Origin of the sequence: Sporosarcina sp. E16_8, assembly GCF_017347095.1 — a bacterium.
Lineage (GTDB): Bacteria > Bacillota > Bacilli > Bacillales_A > Planococcaceae > Sporosarcina.
This window is the reverse complement of sequence record NZ_JADPRZ010000002.1, coordinates 15,425-34,088: the sequence shown is the minus strand read 5'-3', so window position 1 is coordinate 34,088 and position 18,664 is coordinate 15,425. Positions and strand designations below refer to the sequence as shown.

Annotated in this window: 16 protein-coding genes, 1 riboswitch and 1 other annotated feature; of the genes, 11 read left to right on the top strand and 5 right to left on the bottom strand. The window is 42.0% G+C overall.

Annotated elements, in window-relative coordinates:
- Positions 1-181: 181 nt before the first annotated feature.
- Together I2484_RS01905 and recQ are read left to right on the top strand one after the other, a co-directional pair.
- A complete protein-coding gene (locus I2484_RS01905) occupies positions 182-2,008 on the top strand; it encodes an ATP-binding protein (RefSeq protein ID WP_207149340.1) in 1,827 nt (608 codons plus the stop codon).
- Positions 2,009-2,169: 161 nt separating this feature from the next.
- On the top strand, positions 2,170-3,948 hold the full coding sequence (gene recQ / locus I2484_RS01900) for a DNA helicase RecQ (RefSeq protein ID WP_207149339.1): 1,779 nt from the start codon (positions 2,170-2,172) through the stop codon (positions 3,946-3,948).
- Between the two features lie 85 nt (positions 3,949-4,033).
- Here the strand turns inward: recQ and I2484_RS01895 are convergent, their stop codons facing one another.
- From I2484_RS01895 to I2484_RS01885, 3 genes are all read right to left on the bottom strand, one after another.
- On the bottom strand, positions 4,034-4,675 hold the full coding sequence (locus tag I2484_RS01895) for a queuosine precursor transporter (protein WP_207149338.1): 642 nt from the start codon (positions 4,673-4,675) through the stop codon (positions 4,034-4,036).
- Between the two features lie 17 nt (positions 4,676-4,692).
- Positions 4,693-5,190, bottom strand: coding sequence for a preQ(1) synthase (queF, locus tag I2484_RS01890; protein ID WP_207149337.1), 498 nt, complete (start codon positions 5,188-5,190; stop codon positions 4,693-4,695).
- 87 nt (positions 5,191-5,277) lie between these two features.
- A riboswitch (PreQ1 riboswitch) is annotated at positions 5,278-5,321 on the bottom strand.
- A 26-nt stretch (positions 5,322-5,347) separates the two neighbouring features.
- Positions 5,348-6,514 carry an MFS transporter gene (locus I2484_RS01885; protein WP_207149336.1) on the bottom strand — a complete coding sequence of 389 codons (1,167 nt, stop codon included), beginning with the start codon at positions 6,512-6,514 and terminating at the stop codon, positions 5,348-5,350.
- Between the two features lie 168 nt (positions 6,515-6,682).
- On the opposite strand from I2484_RS01885, the gene I2484_RS01880 reads away from it, so the two are divergent.
- The 5 genes from I2484_RS01880 to I2484_RS01860 all read left to right on the top strand — a co-directional run bounded on the left by I2484_RS01880 (position 6,683) and on the right by I2484_RS01860 (position 12,104).
- Complete coding sequence (locus tag I2484_RS01880) at positions 6,683-7,792, top strand: hypothetical protein (RefSeq protein WP_207149335.1); 1,110 nt, start codon at positions 6,683-6,685, stop codon at positions 7,790-7,792.
- A 16-nt stretch (positions 7,793-7,808) separates the two neighbouring features.
- Positions 7,809-8,789, top strand: coding sequence for a diaminopimelate dehydrogenase (locus tag I2484_RS01875; protein ID WP_207149334.1), 981 nt, complete (start codon positions 7,809-7,811; stop codon positions 8,787-8,789).
- A gap of 340 nt (positions 8,790-9,129) precedes the next feature.
- Entirely contained in the window at positions 9,130-10,218 is a 1,089-nt protein-coding gene (locus I2484_RS01870; protein WP_207149333.1) for a M42 family metallopeptidase, read from the top strand.
- A 144-nt stretch (positions 10,219-10,362) separates the two neighbouring features.
- Positions 10,363-11,328 (top strand): ornithine carbamoyltransferase, encoded by a 966-nt coding sequence (gene argF / locus I2484_RS01865; protein ID WP_207149332.1) that lies wholly within the window; start codon positions 10,363-10,365, stop codon positions 11,326-11,328.
- 329 nt (positions 11,329-11,657) lie between these two features.
- Entirely contained in the window at positions 11,658-12,104 is a 447-nt protein-coding gene (locus I2484_RS01860; protein ID WP_207149331.1) for a small multi-drug export protein, read from the top strand.
- Positions 12,105-12,181: 77 nt separating this feature from the next.
- On the opposite strand, the gene sspI is transcribed toward I2484_RS01860, so the two are convergent.
- A complete protein-coding gene (gene sspI, locus I2484_RS01855) occupies positions 12,182-12,394 on the bottom strand; it encodes a small acid-soluble spore protein SspI (protein WP_207149330.1) in 213 nt (70 codons plus the stop codon).
- A 91-nt stretch (positions 12,395-12,485) separates the two neighbouring features.
- On the opposite strand from sspI, the gene I2484_RS01850 reads away from it, so the two are divergent.
- The 3 genes from I2484_RS01850 to pheT all read left to right on the top strand — a co-directional run bounded on the left by I2484_RS01850 (position 12,486) and on the right by pheT (position 17,082).
- On the top strand, positions 12,486-13,250 hold the full coding sequence (locus I2484_RS01850) for a TrmH family RNA methyltransferase (RefSeq protein ID WP_207149329.1): 765 nt from the start codon (positions 12,486-12,488) through the stop codon (positions 13,248-13,250).
- A gap of 61 nt (positions 13,251-13,311) precedes the next feature.
- Positions 13,312-13,542 (top strand) — a binding site (T-box leader).
- A 78-nt stretch (positions 13,543-13,620) separates the two neighbouring features.
- A complete protein-coding gene (gene pheS, locus I2484_RS01845; protein ID WP_207149328.1) occupies positions 13,621-14,658 on the top strand; it encodes a phenylalanine--tRNA ligase subunit alpha in 1,038 nt (345 codons plus the stop codon).
- A gap of 12 nt (positions 14,659-14,670) precedes the next feature.
- A complete protein-coding gene (pheT, locus tag I2484_RS01840) occupies positions 14,671-17,082 on the top strand; it encodes a phenylalanine--tRNA ligase subunit beta (protein ID WP_207149327.1) in 2,412 nt (803 codons plus the stop codon).
- Between the two features lie 290 nt (positions 17,083-17,372).
- Here the strand turns inward: pheT and rnhC are convergent, their stop codons facing one another.
- The gene (gene rnhC / locus I2484_RS01835) at positions 17,373-18,308 is read right to left on the bottom strand and encodes a ribonuclease HIII (RefSeq protein WP_207149326.1); all 936 of its coding nucleotides are present in this window, start codon (positions 18,306-18,308) and stop codon (positions 17,373-17,375) included.
- Between the two features lie 90 nt (positions 18,309-18,398).
- Here rnhC and zapA point away from each other — a divergent pair, with 90 nt between their 5' ends.
- Positions 18,399-18,659 carry a cell division protein ZapA gene (gene zapA, locus I2484_RS01830; RefSeq protein ID WP_207149325.1) on the top strand — a complete coding sequence of 87 codons (261 nt, stop codon included), beginning with the start codon at positions 18,399-18,401 and terminating at the stop codon, positions 18,657-18,659.
- Positions 18,660-18,664 lie beyond the last annotated feature (5 nt).

Here is an 18,664-nt window from a genome sequence, read left to right as displayed (position 1 = left end):
ATGAAGAATTAGGAAAAAGGTTACCCGCAGATCTTGCAGTAATCATATGGATGAATGAAAAACAGAATATGATTATTTTTTAATATGAAAAATACCATTTTAGATTATTGCGACATCCATGAAAAGTATGTTAAAATAATAGCTAGAATACTATTTGCTTCGACAAAAGGGAGGGATATAGATGCCGAATTCTTATGTATTGCATGAAGATAAGGGTCTTAATACTGGAAGTGCATATGTTGAAAAAGTTATTTTCAGTTTGACTGAAAGTGGAGTGATTCTGAATGCGAATAAAGATTTTTGTACTATTTCCGAGAAAAAAATCCCTTCTATAATTGGTACATCTATCTATGAATTTGTTCATGAGGATGATCGGTTGTTATTCATCGAGCGAATCCTTGGATGTTATGACAAGAATTTAATCCCATTTACTTGCAGATTCACTGGAAGTATAGGTAATGGCTTGCCGTTTTATGTAAATGTATGTAGGTGGATTTCTCAGAATGAAGTACTTATACATGCAATCCCGATTGTAGATACGTTCGCCTATACGTCAGTTGAACGCGCGTTAATCGATAAAGAAATTACGATATTTGACATTACGGATAGCGCAGCTATCAATACTGATTTTGACGGGACTGTTGTTGGCGTTAATGACGCCTATATTGAACTCTTTGGATGGACACGCGAAGAGCTAAAAGGGAAGAAAGCCTCATTGGTTCCTGATTTTCTTATGTACGAACTTATAGAAATTAAGGGGCGGCTAGTGAATGGGGAAAAAGTAGTCCAATTGAATACTGTGCGAATAACGAAAAATGGACTTATGCTTCCTGTTAATATCGTATTCTTGCCAGATTTTGATAACGACGGAATGATTCAAGGCGTTTTTACGCTTTCAAGAAAGCTTGAAGAAACGCTAGAGATGAAAACGTTTGTTGAAAAGCAGTTGGCAAATATTTTGCAACAGGAAGTATTAATAAAGGATATTACGAGAAATTTGGAATTTGGAGTATGCCAGTATGATGTTAAAAAGGGGATGTATCTTTACGTAAGTCCTGGTATAGAACGACTTATCGGTATATCTGTTTTAGAATTAATGAAAGATCCTGCACTTTTTGTCTCAACATGTTATCCAGAAGATAAAATCGAATTGTCTCGTTTTTATGAGGAGTTATCTAACGAAATGACCGAAGTCGAGTATCGCGTGCTAAATAAGGATGAAAAAGTGTGCTGGCTTCGAACAAAGATTACCCCTGTTATTGATGGAGTGGGAGAAGTTGTGAGGTATGTTTCAATTACACAGGATATATCTAAACTAAAAATGCAAGATGAGCTTCTTAGAAAGTGGGACATGCTTAATATTGTTGGGCAATTATCTGCAAGCTTTGCTCATCAAGTTAGAAATCCATTAACAACTATAAAAGGGTTTATTCAATTACTTTCAATGGGACCGGAAAATACGTTTGGTGCCATTATGGCAGAAGAGCTTATTAAAATTGAAATGATTATAGAAGAATTTCTTCAACTTGCAAAACCGAGTAGCGGAACGGGTTTCACGACTGCATCCATTTATAATGAAATAAACCGAACTATTTTATTGATGGAAAAAGAAGCAATGCTACATAGTATTTCATTCAATATGAAACTTGATGATGAAGATCAATTCATTCAATGTGAACCGATGCAAATTCAACAAGTGCTCATTAATGTCATGAAAAATTCGATAGATGCAATGCCAAACGGCGGAGAAATAACAATAAGGACAGAGGTCGAAGAAGGACAAGTCGTCAAAATAACACTTACTGATACGGGTATTGGAATTCCCTCAGAACGTCTCAATAAGCTTGGAGAACCATTCTATTCACTGAAGGAGAAAGGAACGGGTCTAGGCCTTATGGTTAGTTATAAAATTATTGAAAACCATCATGGATCTATTCAATTCAAGAGTACAGAGGGTTATGGAACGACTGTAGAAATCAAACTTCCGATAAGTGCCTCTGCCAGTTGAAAATCCTTATTAAGATTGACGGACTTTCATTCCATTATGTCGCTTAATCTGATATTCTTATAGAAGATGCTCGTGGCAATGAGGAATGCATATATTTTGAAAAATAATACTACTTTAAGCGCCATTAACCGGTGCTTTTTTCTTTGATATATAGTTAGGAGATGATCCAAATCGAAAAAGCTTTATCGATATTGACAACATATTTTGGGTATCCTTCTTTCAGAACTGGCCAGGAGCAAGTTATCCGAGGCGTTATGAACGATCAGGATACGCTTTGCGTCATGCCGACTGGGGGTGGGAAGTCTGTTTGTTATCAGGTACCTGCACTTGTGATGGATGGCACAGTACTTGTAATATCACCCCTTATTTCATTGATGAAAGACCAAGTCGATGCGCTCCATCAGGCAGGAATTCCGGCGGCATACATTAACAGTTCAATGTCATCTGAGGAATATTTCGAAACGATGGAAAGAGCCGTTCTGGGTGAATACCAACTCCTATACGTGGCACCCGAGCGTCTTGATTCATCAGCATTTAAAAACCAGTTGCGCCGGATGACAATTCCGATGGTTGCAATCGACGAGGCCCATTGTATTTCGCAATGGGGTCATGATTTCCGTCCAAGTTACCGTAATATAAGCAGTATCGTTTCATTGTTTGATAAAAAACCAGTTCTACTCGCGCTCACAGCTACCGCTACACCTGCTGTTCGAGAAGATATTTGCCGGCAGCTTGGGATTAGTGAAAATAATACGGTGATGACTGGTTTCGAACGGGCAAATCTTACTTTTTCTGTGGTTAAAGGACAGGACCGTGAGAAATTCGTCAAAGAATATGTCCGGAAAAATGAAGGAGAAGCGGGCATCATTTACGCTGCGACACGAAAAGCGGTTGATCATGTGCATGATATCCTTCAGAAAAGTGGCGTGTCAGTTGCGAAATACCATGCAGGACTTGGAGATATTGAACGCCAGTCTGGGCAAGACCGCTTTTTGAATGACGAGGCTTCCGTAATGGTTGCGACGAATGCATTTGGTATGGGGATTGATAAATCCAATATCCGTTATGTGATTCATTACCAGATGCCAAAAAACATGGAGAGCTATTATCAAGAGGCAGGGCGTGCAGGAAGGGACGGGCTTGACAGTGCTTGTACTGTGCTTTTTTCATCACAGGATGTCCAGACGCAGCGTTTCCTAATTGATCAATCACAAGACCCAAGCAGAATCCCGGCAGAGCTTGAAAAATTGCAGTCGATGATTGACTACTGCCATACGGAAACATGCCTTCAGAAATTCATTATTTTGTATTTCGGAGAGACAGATGTGAAGAACTGCGGTCGCTGTGCAAATTGTACGGACACACGTGAAAGTACAGATGTGACTGAAGATGTTCAAAAAGTATTGTCATGTGTTATCCGAATGGGACAACGGTTCGGCAAGGCCATGATTGCACAAGTATTAACAGGATCTCGGAATAAGAAAGTCATTGAATTCGGTTTCGATAAATTAACGACATATGGTTTGATGAAAGGGCGTAGCGCAAAAGATATTTCTGATTTCATCGAGTTCATCATTTCGGAAAGTTATCTAGGCGTAGAGAATGGGCAATTTCCAACCATTTATGTTAGTGAACAAGGGAAAGATGTGCTGACTGGAAAGGTAACTGTTAATCGCAAAGTGACTGTTATTACAACGCAAGTTGCGAATGATGATCCGCTATTCGACCAGCTCCGCGCACTTCGTATGAAACTGGCTCAAGAAGCCGGTGTACCGCCGTTCGTCGTCTTTTCAGATAAATCATTACGTGATATGGCAGCAAGAATGCCAATTACAAATGATGATTTTCTTGAAGTAAACGGTGTTGGGCTTGCGAAATTGGAAAGATACGGAGAAGCTTTTATGGAAGAAATCAAGACTTTTCAAATGCAAAACGTTTAACTCTAGTGTGATTAAAAGGGGCAGGTACTATCTCAATTCGAGATGGTACCTGCCCCTTATTTATTCAGAATAATGGAATGTCGCTTTAATTGTGTGCGGTTATCGTATTCGTTTTATCGATTTGTTCCGTTCTTCTGCATAACGCAACAAGTGCGTAAACAATAGGCGTGTCTAGGATTGCGACAATAAACTTGAAGATGTATTGACTGAAAATCATTCCAATTAAAACGCCTAGTGGCATTGTACCGTAAAAAGCAATCGAAATAAAAATAGCCGTATCGACAAGCTGGCTTACCATTGTGGATGCGTTATTGCGGACCCACAATTTCTTTGTGCCATGTCGTTTTTTTAGTTTGTCAAAGATCGCAACGTCGAGGTTCTGGCTTATAAGGTAAGCAACCAAACTCGCGATTGTCACACGGAAGCCCGCGCTGAAAATCGTTTCGAACGATTCCTGGTGTTCATAGAAGGGGGCTGCAGGTAACTTAATGGCAATCCAGATGAAAAAAATTGCAAATAGCTGTGCAATAAACCCTGTCAAAACGGTTCGTCTAGCAGCCTCTTTTCCATATGCCTCCGTTATGACATCCAGGAGCGGATAGGTACAAACGTAAATGAGAGCAGCCGCCGGCAACACAATCCATTCACCGATACTGAATAATTTTACAGCTAAAATATTGGACAAAATCAATAATCCGACGAAAAGTCCATTCAAATAATAGAGCATATTTTTTGCACCTCTTCTTATCGGTTATCGATTTTTTCCGGATACATATCGTGATTCATCATCCGATGGTCCGCCATCTGTTCATATTTCGTCTCGGGTTTCCCATAGTTGCAGTAAGGATCGATTGACAAGCCGCCACGCGGAGTGAATTTTCCCCACACTTCGATATAACGCGGTTCAATCAGTTTGATTAAATCATTCATAATAATATTGACGCAGTCTTCATGGAAATCACCGTGATTTCGGAAACTGAATAGATATAACTTGAGTGCTTTGCTCTCCACAAGTTTTTTATCCGGTACAAAACTGATATACATCGTCGCGAAATCGGGTTGCCCTGTCATCGGACAAAGTGATGTAAACTCCGGACAGTTGAATTTCACGAAGTAATCGCGATTGACATGCATATTGTCAACTGCCTCTAAGATATCGGGATTGTACTCAAACAAGTATTTCGTGTTTTGATTGCCGAGCAAAGTTAAGTCGGTCAGTGTTGCTTCATCTCTTCCAGCCAATTAAAAAAACCTCCCGTATAATTTGTCAGGGAGGTCCATAGGTGCCGGGAAAAAGAACCACATCGAATGCACATGGTGTCAATTCCGTCATCCATAGTTTTTTATAGAGGGTCGCTATGAACCTCTCCCGAACAGGGTATTCATTTCGTATCTGACATTATAGGACGTGCGACGATTTGTCAATAGAACTTTCGTTCTTCAATCCGATCAAGGCATATAAAGCAACTGCAAGCAGGATGAATCCTGTCAGCATGAAAGCGGCTCGGTATTCCAAGTCCAAGAATCCAATCACGCTTGAACCAGCAACGACACCAATCGAGAAGAACGCGTAAAAATAACCATATGCTTTCCCACGAAATTCAGGAGATGATGAATCGATTAACAGTGAGTTAATGGATGGGAAGAGGAAAGCGAATCCAGCCCCGTAAATACACATCGCGAAATATAAGTAGTTCAATTCCTCAACTTGACTCAAGAACAACATGCTTAATCCCATAAGTGTTATTCCGAATGCGAGTGTCACAACTGGTCGCACGCGGTCAAAAACTCGATTGATTGGCAATAGAAAGATAAGAATAGCTACGACACCGAATGTGCTTAGTAACAAACCAGTGGTTTTCGTATCAAATCCAAGTGATTCAACTTTTAAAGGCAACACAAGAGCGAGTACACCTTGTGAGAACATTAAAAAGAATGCCCCGGCAAATGCCCTGACCATCCCAGGATGTTGGAAAAGGTCTTTTACACGGAAATTGTCAGCTCCTTTTGAGGGCAGTTTTCGTACATATGTAAACGATCGGAGAACAAAAAAAGCAAGTATTGCCAGTAGCATCATTATGCCTCCGTTGACCGCCATAATGAAAGGTGTGCTCGTTTTAGCAGCTACAATGCCGCCATACGCTGGACCAATAATTGCTGCCAATCCAACGAAGGCACCCGAAATCGCGACACTTTTACCTCGTTTAGATTCTTCTGCACGGTTTGCCAAGAAGGTGAACGCAGCCGGGACAATCAGTCCTTCCATGAAACCGTGAACAAAGCGGACACCGAGCAATGACACGGGTCCATCAATAAATGCGTAGAGGAAGAGAGAGAGTGCCGAAGCGAAAAGTCCAAGTACAAGTATAAGGAAGGGTCCTCTTTTGTCAGTCATGAAACCGGAAATGATATTCCCGATGGTATTTGAAAATGAATAGATACCAACCGCAAGTCCAACCAAAAATGGCGTAGCGCCAAGAGATAATGCAAATGGGCTCATGACGGGCAGTTGCGAAAATAAATCAAAAAACGAGAAGAAAACGATGAGGTAAACAAAACCACGCATAATGAAGCCTCTTTTCAATTGATAGATATCATCCTACCCTATACTTTAGCATTATTTAGACCTAAGGGGAAAAGGATAGATTGTGAACAATATATATTCTTTGGCAATTAATAGAGGATAACGATAAGATTAATGAAATATATGAATGAGTAAAGGGGGAAATGGGTAGTGGGCTTTCTTGAAAAATTATTTAAAAAACAAGATGATAGCCAAATTGTAAATGAAATCGAAAAGCAATATATTTTCGTTCAGCTAGAATTGGAGCATTATTACGAACCGTTTTATGCGAGGGATTTAGTAGACATGCCCACCCCAAATTTGAAACAACCTGAATATATGGGCGTTCATAAATCATTTGCTGCAGGAGTGTCACTAATACCGCATATTAAAACAGATACATCTATTGAATTGTTCTTTCTAACGGATCATTTCGATGTGGAGGAAATCATCAAAGCGGGTATTGCAGTAAAGCACGCGCAATCATCCATTGATAGGATAGTGATGGAAGCAATTATTTGGAAGAGTGAAGGTCAGTTGGATACAATTCCATTTATGCTAAATATCCGTTTTGATGACGAGAAATCCAGGTTGGCTGCAGCATTAATCAGTGTTCAAAAGGAGATTCCATTCTATTTTGGGCGGGTTGTGAATGAAGTGTTCACAATAGATAGGCAACTGATTGTAAATATGCCGGCAACGATCCAAGAAGATATGCAAATCACCTTCGCAGAGTTGTATAGTGATGAACCCAGGAAATCTGGACCATTCATAGGGCTGGAAAGCGTAACAGATCGTGAAATGACGACTGCGGGATGGGTCATTCATTTTGATAATGAGAAGCTGAAGGAAGAGGAATCAGACTTGTCTTTCATTAAAATTAAAATTTTAAGCTCAGCATTTGATAAGATTAGTCGTCTAGGTGTCAAAGGCAGGTTTACTGGGTGGATTGCAGAAAATGTGGCTGATTCTAGCGGAACGGGTTCATACGGTGAGACGACGACGTTTATCTTTACATCATCTGAACCAATGCATGGTAATGAAAAATTGCATCGTGAAATTATGAAATATATGAACTCGTTAAAAGGGTTTATTCGCGAGGACGGCGGCTATCCCTTAAAGTACGAGGGCCTTCCTGTGCTGAGACAAAATGGCGATGACTATGGGTTCGTTGCTATTGATGAAGATTTTTTTATGAAAGCGGACGAGTTATATAGAAAAATGACCAACAAAGAGATAAACTTATACTATAAATTGCTGAAATTGAATGCAACAGATTGAAAGGGGAAATACGACGATGACAATTAGAGTTGGAATTGCAGGTTACGGAAATTTGGGACGCGGTGTTGAATCTGCAATCAGTCAAAACAAAGATATGGAACTTGTCGGTGTGTTTACAAGAAGGAATCCGGAAGACGTGAAATTGCTAAATGGCAATGTACCTGTTCATATGATGGATGCCATTCATAAATTTACAGACGCAATCGATGTCCTAATTCTTTGTGGCGGCTCGAAAAACGATTTGCCAGAACAAGGACCAGCTCTAGCAGCTCTATTCAACACGGTGGATAGCTTCGATACGCATGCGAAAATCCCGGGGTACTTTGAAGCAGTCGATGCTTCTGCGAAACCGAATGGTAAGACAGCCATTATATCTGTCGGCTGGGATCCGGGTTTATTCTCCATTAATCGTTTATACGGCGAAGCGGTTTTAACTGAAGGTGCTACATACACGTTTTGGGGGAAAGGGTTGAGCCAAGGCCATTCGGATGCGCTTAGAAGAATAGAAGGCGTAAAAGGTGCTGTCCAATATACAATTCCTGTACCTGAAGCTGTAGAGAAGGTACGCAGCGGTTCGTTACCTGAACTAACTACGCGTGAAAAACATACCCGTGAATGTTATGTTGTCTTAAATGAAGGCGTTGACGCTGATAAAGTGAAAGAAACGATTGTCACAATGCCTGACTATTTCACTGACTACGATACTACAGTGACTTTCATTACTGATGAAGAATTAAAACGGGACCACTCGGCGATGCCACATGGCGGTTTCGTGATTCGCAGCGGCAAGACAGGGGAAGGCAGTGCACAAGTGATGGAGTACTCCTTGAAACTCGATAGCAACCCTGAATTCACATCGAGCGTACTCGTGGCCTATGCTCGCGCAGCTTATAGATTGCATCAAAACGGTGAGACGGGTGCGAAAACAGTTTTCGACATTGCGCCTGGATTGCTATCTCCGAAAAGTGCTGCTGATTTGCGGAAAGAATTGCTGTAAGTTCAGTTGGGAAGAGAATGGCCTATTACTTATGAATAAACAACGGCAGCGTTACCTTTATAGTTGAGGTAACGCTGTTTTTATGGAGAGGTTTTGTTCATTACTAGAGGTAATCATAAATTCTCCGTTATAGAGGATTTGTACCATTTATTTGTATGTAGAAGTACTTGAGGAAGTAAAGAAAAAAATGATGAACAAGCAATCAGGAATCTTGGATTCGTTACTAGTTGAACCAGCAAGTCATTTTTCGTTTATTTGATTCTCAATCCTAAATGTTTTGATAATGATACACTTTTCGCATATACTACACATATACAAACTATTTAGGAGGTCGAAGTAATTGACGAAATTAGATGAAACGTTAGTGATGCTGAAGGAACTTACAGACGCAAAAGGAATACCTGGTAATGAACGTGAACCTCGCGAAGTAATGAAAAAGTACATAGAGCCATTTGCAGATGAAATTGAACAGGATGGTCTTGGTTCATTAATCGCCAAGAAAACAGGCGAGGAAAACGGCCCGAAAATTATGTTGGCAGGACATCTCGATGAAGTCGGATTTATGATTTCTAAAATTGACGATAAAGGTTTCCTATCATTTCAAACAGTAGGCGGCTGGTGGTCACAAGTAATGCTTGCACAGCGCGTGACAATCGTTACTCGCAAAGGGGATACAGTAACAGGTGTTATTGGATCTAAACCACCACATATCTTATCGCCGGAAGCGCGTAAAAAACCAGTTGATAGTAAAGATATGTTCATTGACATTGGTGCAACTTCCAAAGAAGAAGCAATGGAGTGGGGCATTCTACCTGGAGATATGGTTGTACCGTATTTCGAATTCACAGTGATGAATAATGAAAAATACCTTCTTGCAAAAGCGTGGGACAACCGTATTGGCTGTGCAATAGCAATCGATGTAATGAAAGCGCTTAAAGATGAACAACATCCAAACATCGTTTTCGGAGTAGGGGCTGCACAAGAAGAAATCGGTCTTCGAGGTGCGCGAACAGCAGCAACGAAAATTCAGCCGGACATCGGATTTGCAGTTGACGTAGGAATCGCTGGCGACACGCCGGGCGTTACGTCTAAAGAAGCTACTGGTAAAATGGGCGATGGTCCACAAATTCTATTGTTTGATGCTTCAATGGTATCGCATAAAGGATTGCGTGAACTTGTTGTTGATACAGCTGAAGAAAATGGCATTCCTTATCAGTTCGAAACAATTCCAGGTGGGGGAACGGATGCAGGTTCAATTCACCTATCGGGTAATGGCGTTCCGTCACTTGCAATTTGTATTCCAACGCGCTATATACATTCGCATGCAGGTATTCTGCATCGTGACGATTATGAAAATACGGTTAAACTGATTGTCGCAGTCATTAAGAAATTAGATCGTGACACAGTGAATAAGATTACATTTGAATAATTGAACCATTATACTGCTCAGTCCAATTAAATGGCTTGGGCAGTTTTTTTATTCGAATAAATCTATAAAGATACACTTGACTTTATAATTATGCATACCTATAATCAGAGATACCAATTGAAATAAACGATAGGGGATGAGGGAATGGTTATGGTTGAAATGGATAACGCGAAAATAGTAGAAGGATTGAAAGGGAAAGACCTACTTACACTTCTTGATTATACACATGAAGAGGTATCGTATTTATTGTATAAAGCAGATGCCATGAAAAAGGATATGGCTGCTGGCAAGATGCCGAATTTATTGGCTGGAAAAACACTGGGGATGATTTTTGAGAAGCATTCAACGCGTACACGTATTTCATTTGAAGTGGGTATGATTCAGCTAGGCGGGCATGCAATGTTCATGAATGCACGTGACTTGCAAATCGGCCGTGGGGAGTCCGTGTATGACACAGGTCATGTATTGTCTGAGTACTTGGACGGCGTCATGATCCGTGCGAATTCACATGAAATGGTGAAGGAACTGGCGCTACACACTTCAGTTCCAATCATCAATGGCTTGACGGATATTTTCCATCCGTGTCAGGCACTTGCGGACTTGCTGACAGTTTTGGAGGTAAAAGGTTCACTAGCTGGAATGAAGTTAGCGTATGTAGGTGACGGCAATAATGTAGCGCATTCACTTGTCATTGCAGCAGCACATATGGGTATGCACGTAGCTGTCGCAACGCCAAAAGGGTTTGAATACAATCCGAACCTCTTAGTGAAAGCGAAAGCCATTGCTGTTAAAAATGGCGGCAGTGTCTTTGAAACAACGGATCCAGTGGAGGCTGTTGCTGGGGCTGATGTCGTTTATACAGATGTTTGGACGAGTATGGGCCAGGAAGAAGAAGCGGCTGCACGCCTAGAAGCATTCAAAGCGTTTCAAATTAACGACGGATTGGTCGCTCATGCGAAAAAAGATTATATGTTCTTGCACTGCTTACCTGCACACCGTGAAGAAGAAGTTGCGACGTCTGTTATTGATGGCCCGAATTCGTATGTTTTCCAGCAAGCGGGCAATCGACTGCATGCGCAAAAAGCAGTACTTGCTTCATTGTTACAATAAAATAGGTTAACGAGTTCGGTTTTTGTGTGAGTAGCATGTGCCGGTCATAATATGGCTCATGGCGGTCATAAGGGCCTCCATGGCGAGCATAACAGGCTTCGTGCCGGTCATAAGTAAGCTCATGGCGAGCATAACAAGCTCCATGCCGGTCATAACATAATCGAAAGTCGTTACTGCACCAAAAATGTAAGTGTAAGTACTTTCATAGGTTAACGAGTCCAGGTTTTGATACCTGGGCTTTTTTGTACATTAAACTTAACCGAATGTTAATACCGTATTCTATGTTAAGTTTAGGATACATCTAAAAACTATGTATCGGAGGATGACTAATGTTGGAATATTTTTTAGTGTTTCTAGGTGCAGCTATTCCGTGGTTAGAAATCGCACTTGTCATCCCGCTTGGCATCGTTAGCGGGCTGTCCCCAGTTTGGGTCATGATCCTCGCATTTGTGGGAAACATGCTTACAGTACTCTTGCTCATTATTGCCTTCCAAATAGTGAAGGCATGGATGGAGTCGCGGAAAAAGAAGGACGGCAAAGGAGATTCGAAGCGGGCAGAACGGGGCAAACGGGTTTGGAATAAATACGGTATGCCAGGACTTGCGCTACTCGGTCCAATTTTAATAGGAACGCATATTGCGGCGTTTATCGGGTTGTTGTTTGGAGCAAGCAAAGTGAACACAACAATCTGGATGATGATCAGTATTGCATTATGGACGCTCGTATTTGGCATCGCGACGGCTATGGGCTTTGATTTCTTTGTGAAAAATGCATAATCCTAAAAATATAAAAGCCGCTCAACAAAAGAGCGGCTTTACCTTAACACTGTAATAGGTGAATAAACACGAAAGATTCAGCTGGCCGCAAATACTTGCGCTAATTCACCAGCCATTTTAGATTTTTCTTGTTCTCCTGAATGGTTCCACAGCTTTTCGAAAAACACCCCAAGTCCAGGTAACAGGTGCTCTTCACCTCGCTTAATGGCATCTTCCACAACGTTACGGATATCTTCCGCTGTATTATTCGTCATGTTTGCTGAAATTGCATCTCTTATTTGAAAATCCATTTTATCAACCTCCCACTTTCATTTTGGACACAAATATCGCCAACTATACCGTCATTTGATACACTGAAAAGAAAAAGGCGGTATCGTACATATGAAACGCATTGAATCATCACAAAATGCACTCGTGAAACATTGGAAAAAGCTTGTCACAACACGAAAAGAACGCGATCAGTCGAAAGAATTCCTTGTCGAAGGCTTTCATCTCGTTGAAGAAGCATTAAAAAGTAATGGGACAATTCTCGCGTTGATCACCCGTGACGGTGTAGAAATACCTCAAGGATGGTCTATTGAGGGTGTAAAACGAGTTGAGATAACAGAGGCAATTGCGAAAGAAATTTCAGAGACGGAGCAGTCGCAAGGTATTTATGCACATTGCCGTCAGCCAGAGCACGCTGAAGAAGATTATTCTTCGTGGAAAAAACTTTTATTAATTGACGCAGTCCAAGATCCCGGTAATGTCGGTACGATGATTCGAACGGCAGATGCTGCAGGAATGGATGCAGTTATTCTTGGGGTGGGGACCGCCGATTCATATAACCCGAAAACAGTACGATCTGCACAAGGCTCTCATTTCAATATCCCAATCGTCAAAGGTGATCTAATTGAATGGACGGCTAAGGCGAAAGAAGCAGGCATTCAAGTTTTGGGAACGGGATTGAAAAATGCTGTGAATCATTCCGATATCTGGCCACAAGCTGAATTTGCATTGATTGTCGGAAATGAAGGCAGCGGCGTCAATCCGGAATTGCTTGCGATGGCGGACAATACGGTCAAGATTCCAATGCACGGTAAAGCGGAATCGCTTAACGTTGCGGTTGCAACGGGGATTCTATTATATACGTATTCCAAAGTGTGAAAAACAGCATGTTGTTGATGAACAAATCATAATCGGGTATACTAGTCATTATGAACAGAAATGAAAAGCAATGATCGGGAAAAGTAAACAATACATGAGCCGAAAGGGAGTCCGCGCCTTGACTGAAAGCGCAGATGGGTAAATGGTTGTTGAAGTTCACCCCGTGAGCTGCCACCGGGACCAGCTTAAGCTGTAAAGGTGTGCCGGTGCCGGACCGTTATTCCGATTTGAGTGATCATATTTTCGGGTATGATAATCAGGGTGGTACCGCGAAATCGTCCTCGTCCCTTTTATAAGGGGCGGGGTTTTTATTGTCTAGGCGTCTAATCAGGCGTCCAGCACTTTTGTTTATTTTGAAAGGAGAATTGACATGGAAGCACAATTAGAACTGTTGAAAGTAGAGGCCCTTGCAAAAATTGAAGCAGCTTCAGATGTAAAATCATTAAACGATGTCCGTATTGCCTATTTAGGAAAAAAGGGGCCAATTACTGATCTGCTGAAAGGTATGGGGAAACTTCCTGCTGAAGAACGACCTAAGATGGGAGCACTTGTCAATGTCATCCGTGAATCGGTAACAGAGGTTCTGGAAGACCGTATGGCAAAACTTGAGGAATTGGCCATCAACGAGCAGCTTGAAAAAGAATCGATTGATGTGACGTTGCCTGGACGTCCGGCACGTACAGGTAATCATCATCCGCTAACGCGTGTTGTTGAGGAAATCGAAGACTTCTTCATCAGCATGGGCTATGAAGTTGCTGAGGGTCCTGAAGTTGAGAAAGACTATTACAACTTTGAAGCGTTGAACTTACCAAAAGGCCATCCAGCACGTGATATGCAAGATTCGTTCTACATATCCGAAGATATTCTTCTTCGTACACATACGTCACCAGTTCAAGCACGGACGATGGAAGCGAAAGGCGGCGCGCCGATTAAGATTATCTGCCCTGGTAAAGTGTACCGTCGTGATAGTGACGATGCGACGCATTCTCATCAGTTCACGCAAATTGAAGGGCTTGTTATTGGTGAAGATATCCGTATGAGCGACTTGAAAGGGACACTTTCTTTATTCGCCAAAAAAATGTTTGGCGATGAGCGTGAAATTCGTCTGCGTCCAAGTTTCTTCCCATTCACGGAACCGTCTGTTGAAATGGATATTTCATGCTTCAAATGTGGCGGAGACGGCTGTAACGTTTGTAAAAAAACGGGCTGGATTGAAATTTTGGGTGCCGGTATGGTACACCCGAACGTGCTGAAAATGGCTGGCTATGATCCAGCTATCGTATCAGGTTTTGCTTTCGGTATGGGGCCTGAACGTATTGCAATGTTGAAATATGGTGTGGAAGATATCCGTCATTTCTATACAAATGATGTGCGGTTTGTATCACAATTCCACCGGACGGAAGCTTGAGGAGGAGACAATATGTTAGTATCTACGAAATGGTTAAGTGAATATGTAAATATAGAGGGTATTGCTGTTTCAGACCTTGCGGAGAAAATTACGCGTTCGGGCATTGAAGTCGATTCCATCATCGACCGTTCTCATGGCATGACGAATGTAGTTGTGGGTTATGTGTTGGAATGTGTGAAACACCCGGAAGCGGATAAGTTGAATATTTGTCAAGTGGATGTTGGAGAAGAAACAACACAAATTATTTGTGGTGCGTCAAACGTCGCAAAAGGACAAAAAGTCATTGTTGCACGTCCCGGTGCAGTACTACCAGGCGGCATGAAGATTAAAAAAGCAAAACTTCGCGGTGAGGAATCGAACGGAATGATCTGTTCGCTTCAAGAGCTTGCAATTGAAGGCAAGCTCGTACCAAAAGTATATGCAGAAGGAATCTATGTGCTTCCTGAATCAGCTGTACCTGGCGAATCAGCACTTCCATTGCTTGGTCTAGATGATCAAGTGCTTGAATTCGATTTAACGCCAAATCGTTCAGACGCACTCAGCATGATAGGGGTTGCGTATGAAGTTGGTGCGATTTTATCACAAGGCATTCAACTCCCTGAAATTAACTATACGGCTTCAAATGAAAAAGCAGAAGATATGCTGAAACTGCGCATCGATGCGAAAGAAGACAATCCGATGTATGTAGCGAAAGTCGTGAAAAACGTTAAAGTTGAAGCTTCACCGTTATGGCTTCAGAACCGCTTGATGGCTGCTGGCGTTCGTCCACATAATAACGTTGTCGATATCACAAACTTTGTCTTGATGGAATACGGTCAGCCACTTCATGCATTTGACTATGACCGTCTTGGAACAGGTGAAATCGCTGTTCGTCTTGCGGAACAAGGTGAAAAAATCACGACATTGGATGATACTGAACGAACATTGGAAGCACATCAACTTGTTATTACGAACGGTAAAGAACCAGTAGCGATTGCAGGTGTAATGGGCGGATTAAATACGGAAGTACATGATGGAACGACGACGGTTATCATCGAATCAGCTTACTTCGCACCAGGATCTGTTCGCCGCACGTCGAGAGAGCTTGGACTTCGTAGTGATGCGAGTACTCGTTTTGAAAAAGGAGTCGATCCTAATCGGGTTGAAGCAGCAGCAGAACGTGCCGCACAGCTTATGGCTGAAATCGCGGGTGGCGAAGTGCTTGCTGGATCTGTAATCTTTGATGAACTCGATAAAACGCCTGTACGCATTACTGTTTCACCGGATTATATCAACAACCGCCTTGGTATGAAGATCCCTCTTGAAGAAATGCTAACTATTTTAGACGGATTGCAAATCCCTACAGAAGCAGTGAACGGAAAACTTATCATAGACGCACCGACACGCAGGCAGGATCTTCGAATTCAAGAAGATATTATAGAAGAGATTGCACGGATGTACGGCTACGATTTAATCCCAATGACACTTCCAATAACGGAATCGACGCCGGGTGGATTGTCGCCGTATCAAGCGAAACGTCGTACAGTTAGGGCATTCCTTGAAGGCGCTGGACTCTTCCAGGCCCTGACGTATTCATTAACATCTAAGGAACAAGCTCAAAGCTACGCGCTTGAAACAGCACCTGTTACAGAGCTTCTAATGCCGATGAGTGAAGACCGCAGTATCCTTCGTCAAAGTCTTATCCCGCATCTCCTTGAGGCTGCAACATACAACGTTGCTCGCCGTATGGATTCGGTGGCGCTTTATGAAACAGGATCGGTATTCCTTGGTGAAGAGGAAGATGGACTGCCACAAGAAGTTGAACATGTCGCAGCTGTTATTACTGGGAAATGGGTTGACCATGCATGGCAAGCCGAAACAAAATCGGTCGACTTCTATGTCCTTAAAGGGATTATCGAAGGCATGTTGGATAGTCTCGGTCTCTCTGAAGGTCTGTCATTCGAACAAACTGTTCTTGACGGGATGCATCCTGGACGTACAGCGAACATTTTCCATAATGGCGAACGGATTGGTTTGATTGGACAAATTCACCCGACAGAACAGAAAAAACGTAATTTGAAAAACACATATGTAATGGAAATGAACCTTGCTAAAATTTTGGCAGTTGAAACGGAAGAACTTTTATATACCCAGGTTCCACGTTTCCCATCGAGTTCAAGGGACATCGCGCTTGTCGTTTCGAGCGATACATCGGCAGGTATGCTTGAGGGTGTTATTCGAAACGCGGGCGGCAAATTGTTAAAAGACGTCAGATTGTTTGACTTGTATGAAGGCGACAATGTTGAGGATGGCAAGAAATCACTTGCATTCTCACTGACATATTCAGATTCTGAGCGCACATTGACAGATGAAGAAGTCGTCAAAGCGCATGACAAAGTATTGAACGCGTTAACGGTAGAAGCAGGAGCTTTGCTTCGCGGATAAATAAATCAAGAGGCACACAGAATTCTATTCTGTGTGCCTCTTTTTGGGGAAATGCAATTAGAAAAGAAAAGTTGCAATTACGATTGAAAAGTTGCAATTAGAATCTTAGAGTTGCAATTAAAACCTTGGAGTTGCAATTAGAACTCTGAAGTTGCAATTACAGAAAATACCTAGGCACACTTTGCGTAGATTGTCACAAAAACGAATAGTTGTGATTAGAATCTCGAAGTTGACATTAGGATTTAAAAGTTGGTTTTAGAATTAGAAAGTTAAAATTACACCTAAAAAAATCACCCTCTTTTCCGCGCCGCAAGATTCTTAGCTTTCCCCGCATTTGCAAAGTGCCACTTCGTCAACGACTTCAATTTTTCTTCACCGCTTTTCAACAAAATCCTGGCGGCCACCTCATCCACTTTGGGTCCCGCGCCTTTCGGCAGTGTGATACCTGCTAACTCACTCAACTTATCCATTGCTTCTAAAAACGCAACACGCGCAATAATTGACGCAGCTGCAACAGACATATGAAGCCCTTCCGCTTTCGTCGAAAATAGCACATTCTCTCGTACAATTTCAGACTCCGCTTTGATGTGATTATAATAAATGCCGCGTTCTGCAAATTGGTCAATCAAAATATAATCGGGTTTTTCTCCGTCTATTTTCCTGAGTACATGCTTAAGTGCTTGATTATGAAGGAGGGCTTTAATCTTTCCTTGAGACCAGCCGCTCGCTTGTACTTCATTGTATTTCTCATTTTCAAGCGTCAGCACACTATAAATGAGCGCTTCCTGTAAGTCGGGTGCGATTTTTCGCATGAGGTCATCTGTTAGCATTTTTGAATCTTTCACACCAAGTTCGCGAACAAGTTCTACTTGATCGGCACGGACAAAACAAGCTGCAACAGTGACAGGACCGAAGAAATCACCCGTTCCAGTTTCATCTGACCCTAGAACGGATAGTTGTGCTAACCCGTCAGGTAGCACATCCCCTTTTGCTTTCACTGCAACCGACCCTGCTTTAACTTCCGCTGTACCCCAACGCGCGGCTTCCCGTTCAGATCCTGCGCCCTGGAACAGCACTTTTCCGGACTTGTAGGCTGTGATTGAGGTATCAGGCAGTTTCGCCGCAAAGACGACTCCAGGGGCATTGCGTACGACTTTTGAAGGCGTGTAATGATTTATCACTTTTTTCATATCTTGATTGTTTACAATAATAACTTGATTACTCAATTTATAACTTCCTTTCGTCGACTTAATTCACAACTAAAACCATTTCGTGGTATGATTAATAACAGAGTTTTTATGTGGGAGGTCGTATCATTGGCAGACGAACAGAAGACACGCATAGCAGTTGACATATACGGGCAGACCTATAAAATGGTCGGTACCGAAACAAGCACTCATATGCGGCTGGTCGCCTCGATGGTCGATGAAAGGATGAGGGAAATCAGTGCCCATAACCCTTACCTCGACAGTACAAAAATCGCTGTGCTTACCGCTGTTAATAGTGTACATGATTATCTTAAATTAAAAAAACAAGTTGAACAACTGGAAGAAGAATTGAATAAGCTGAAGGGTTGACGGTA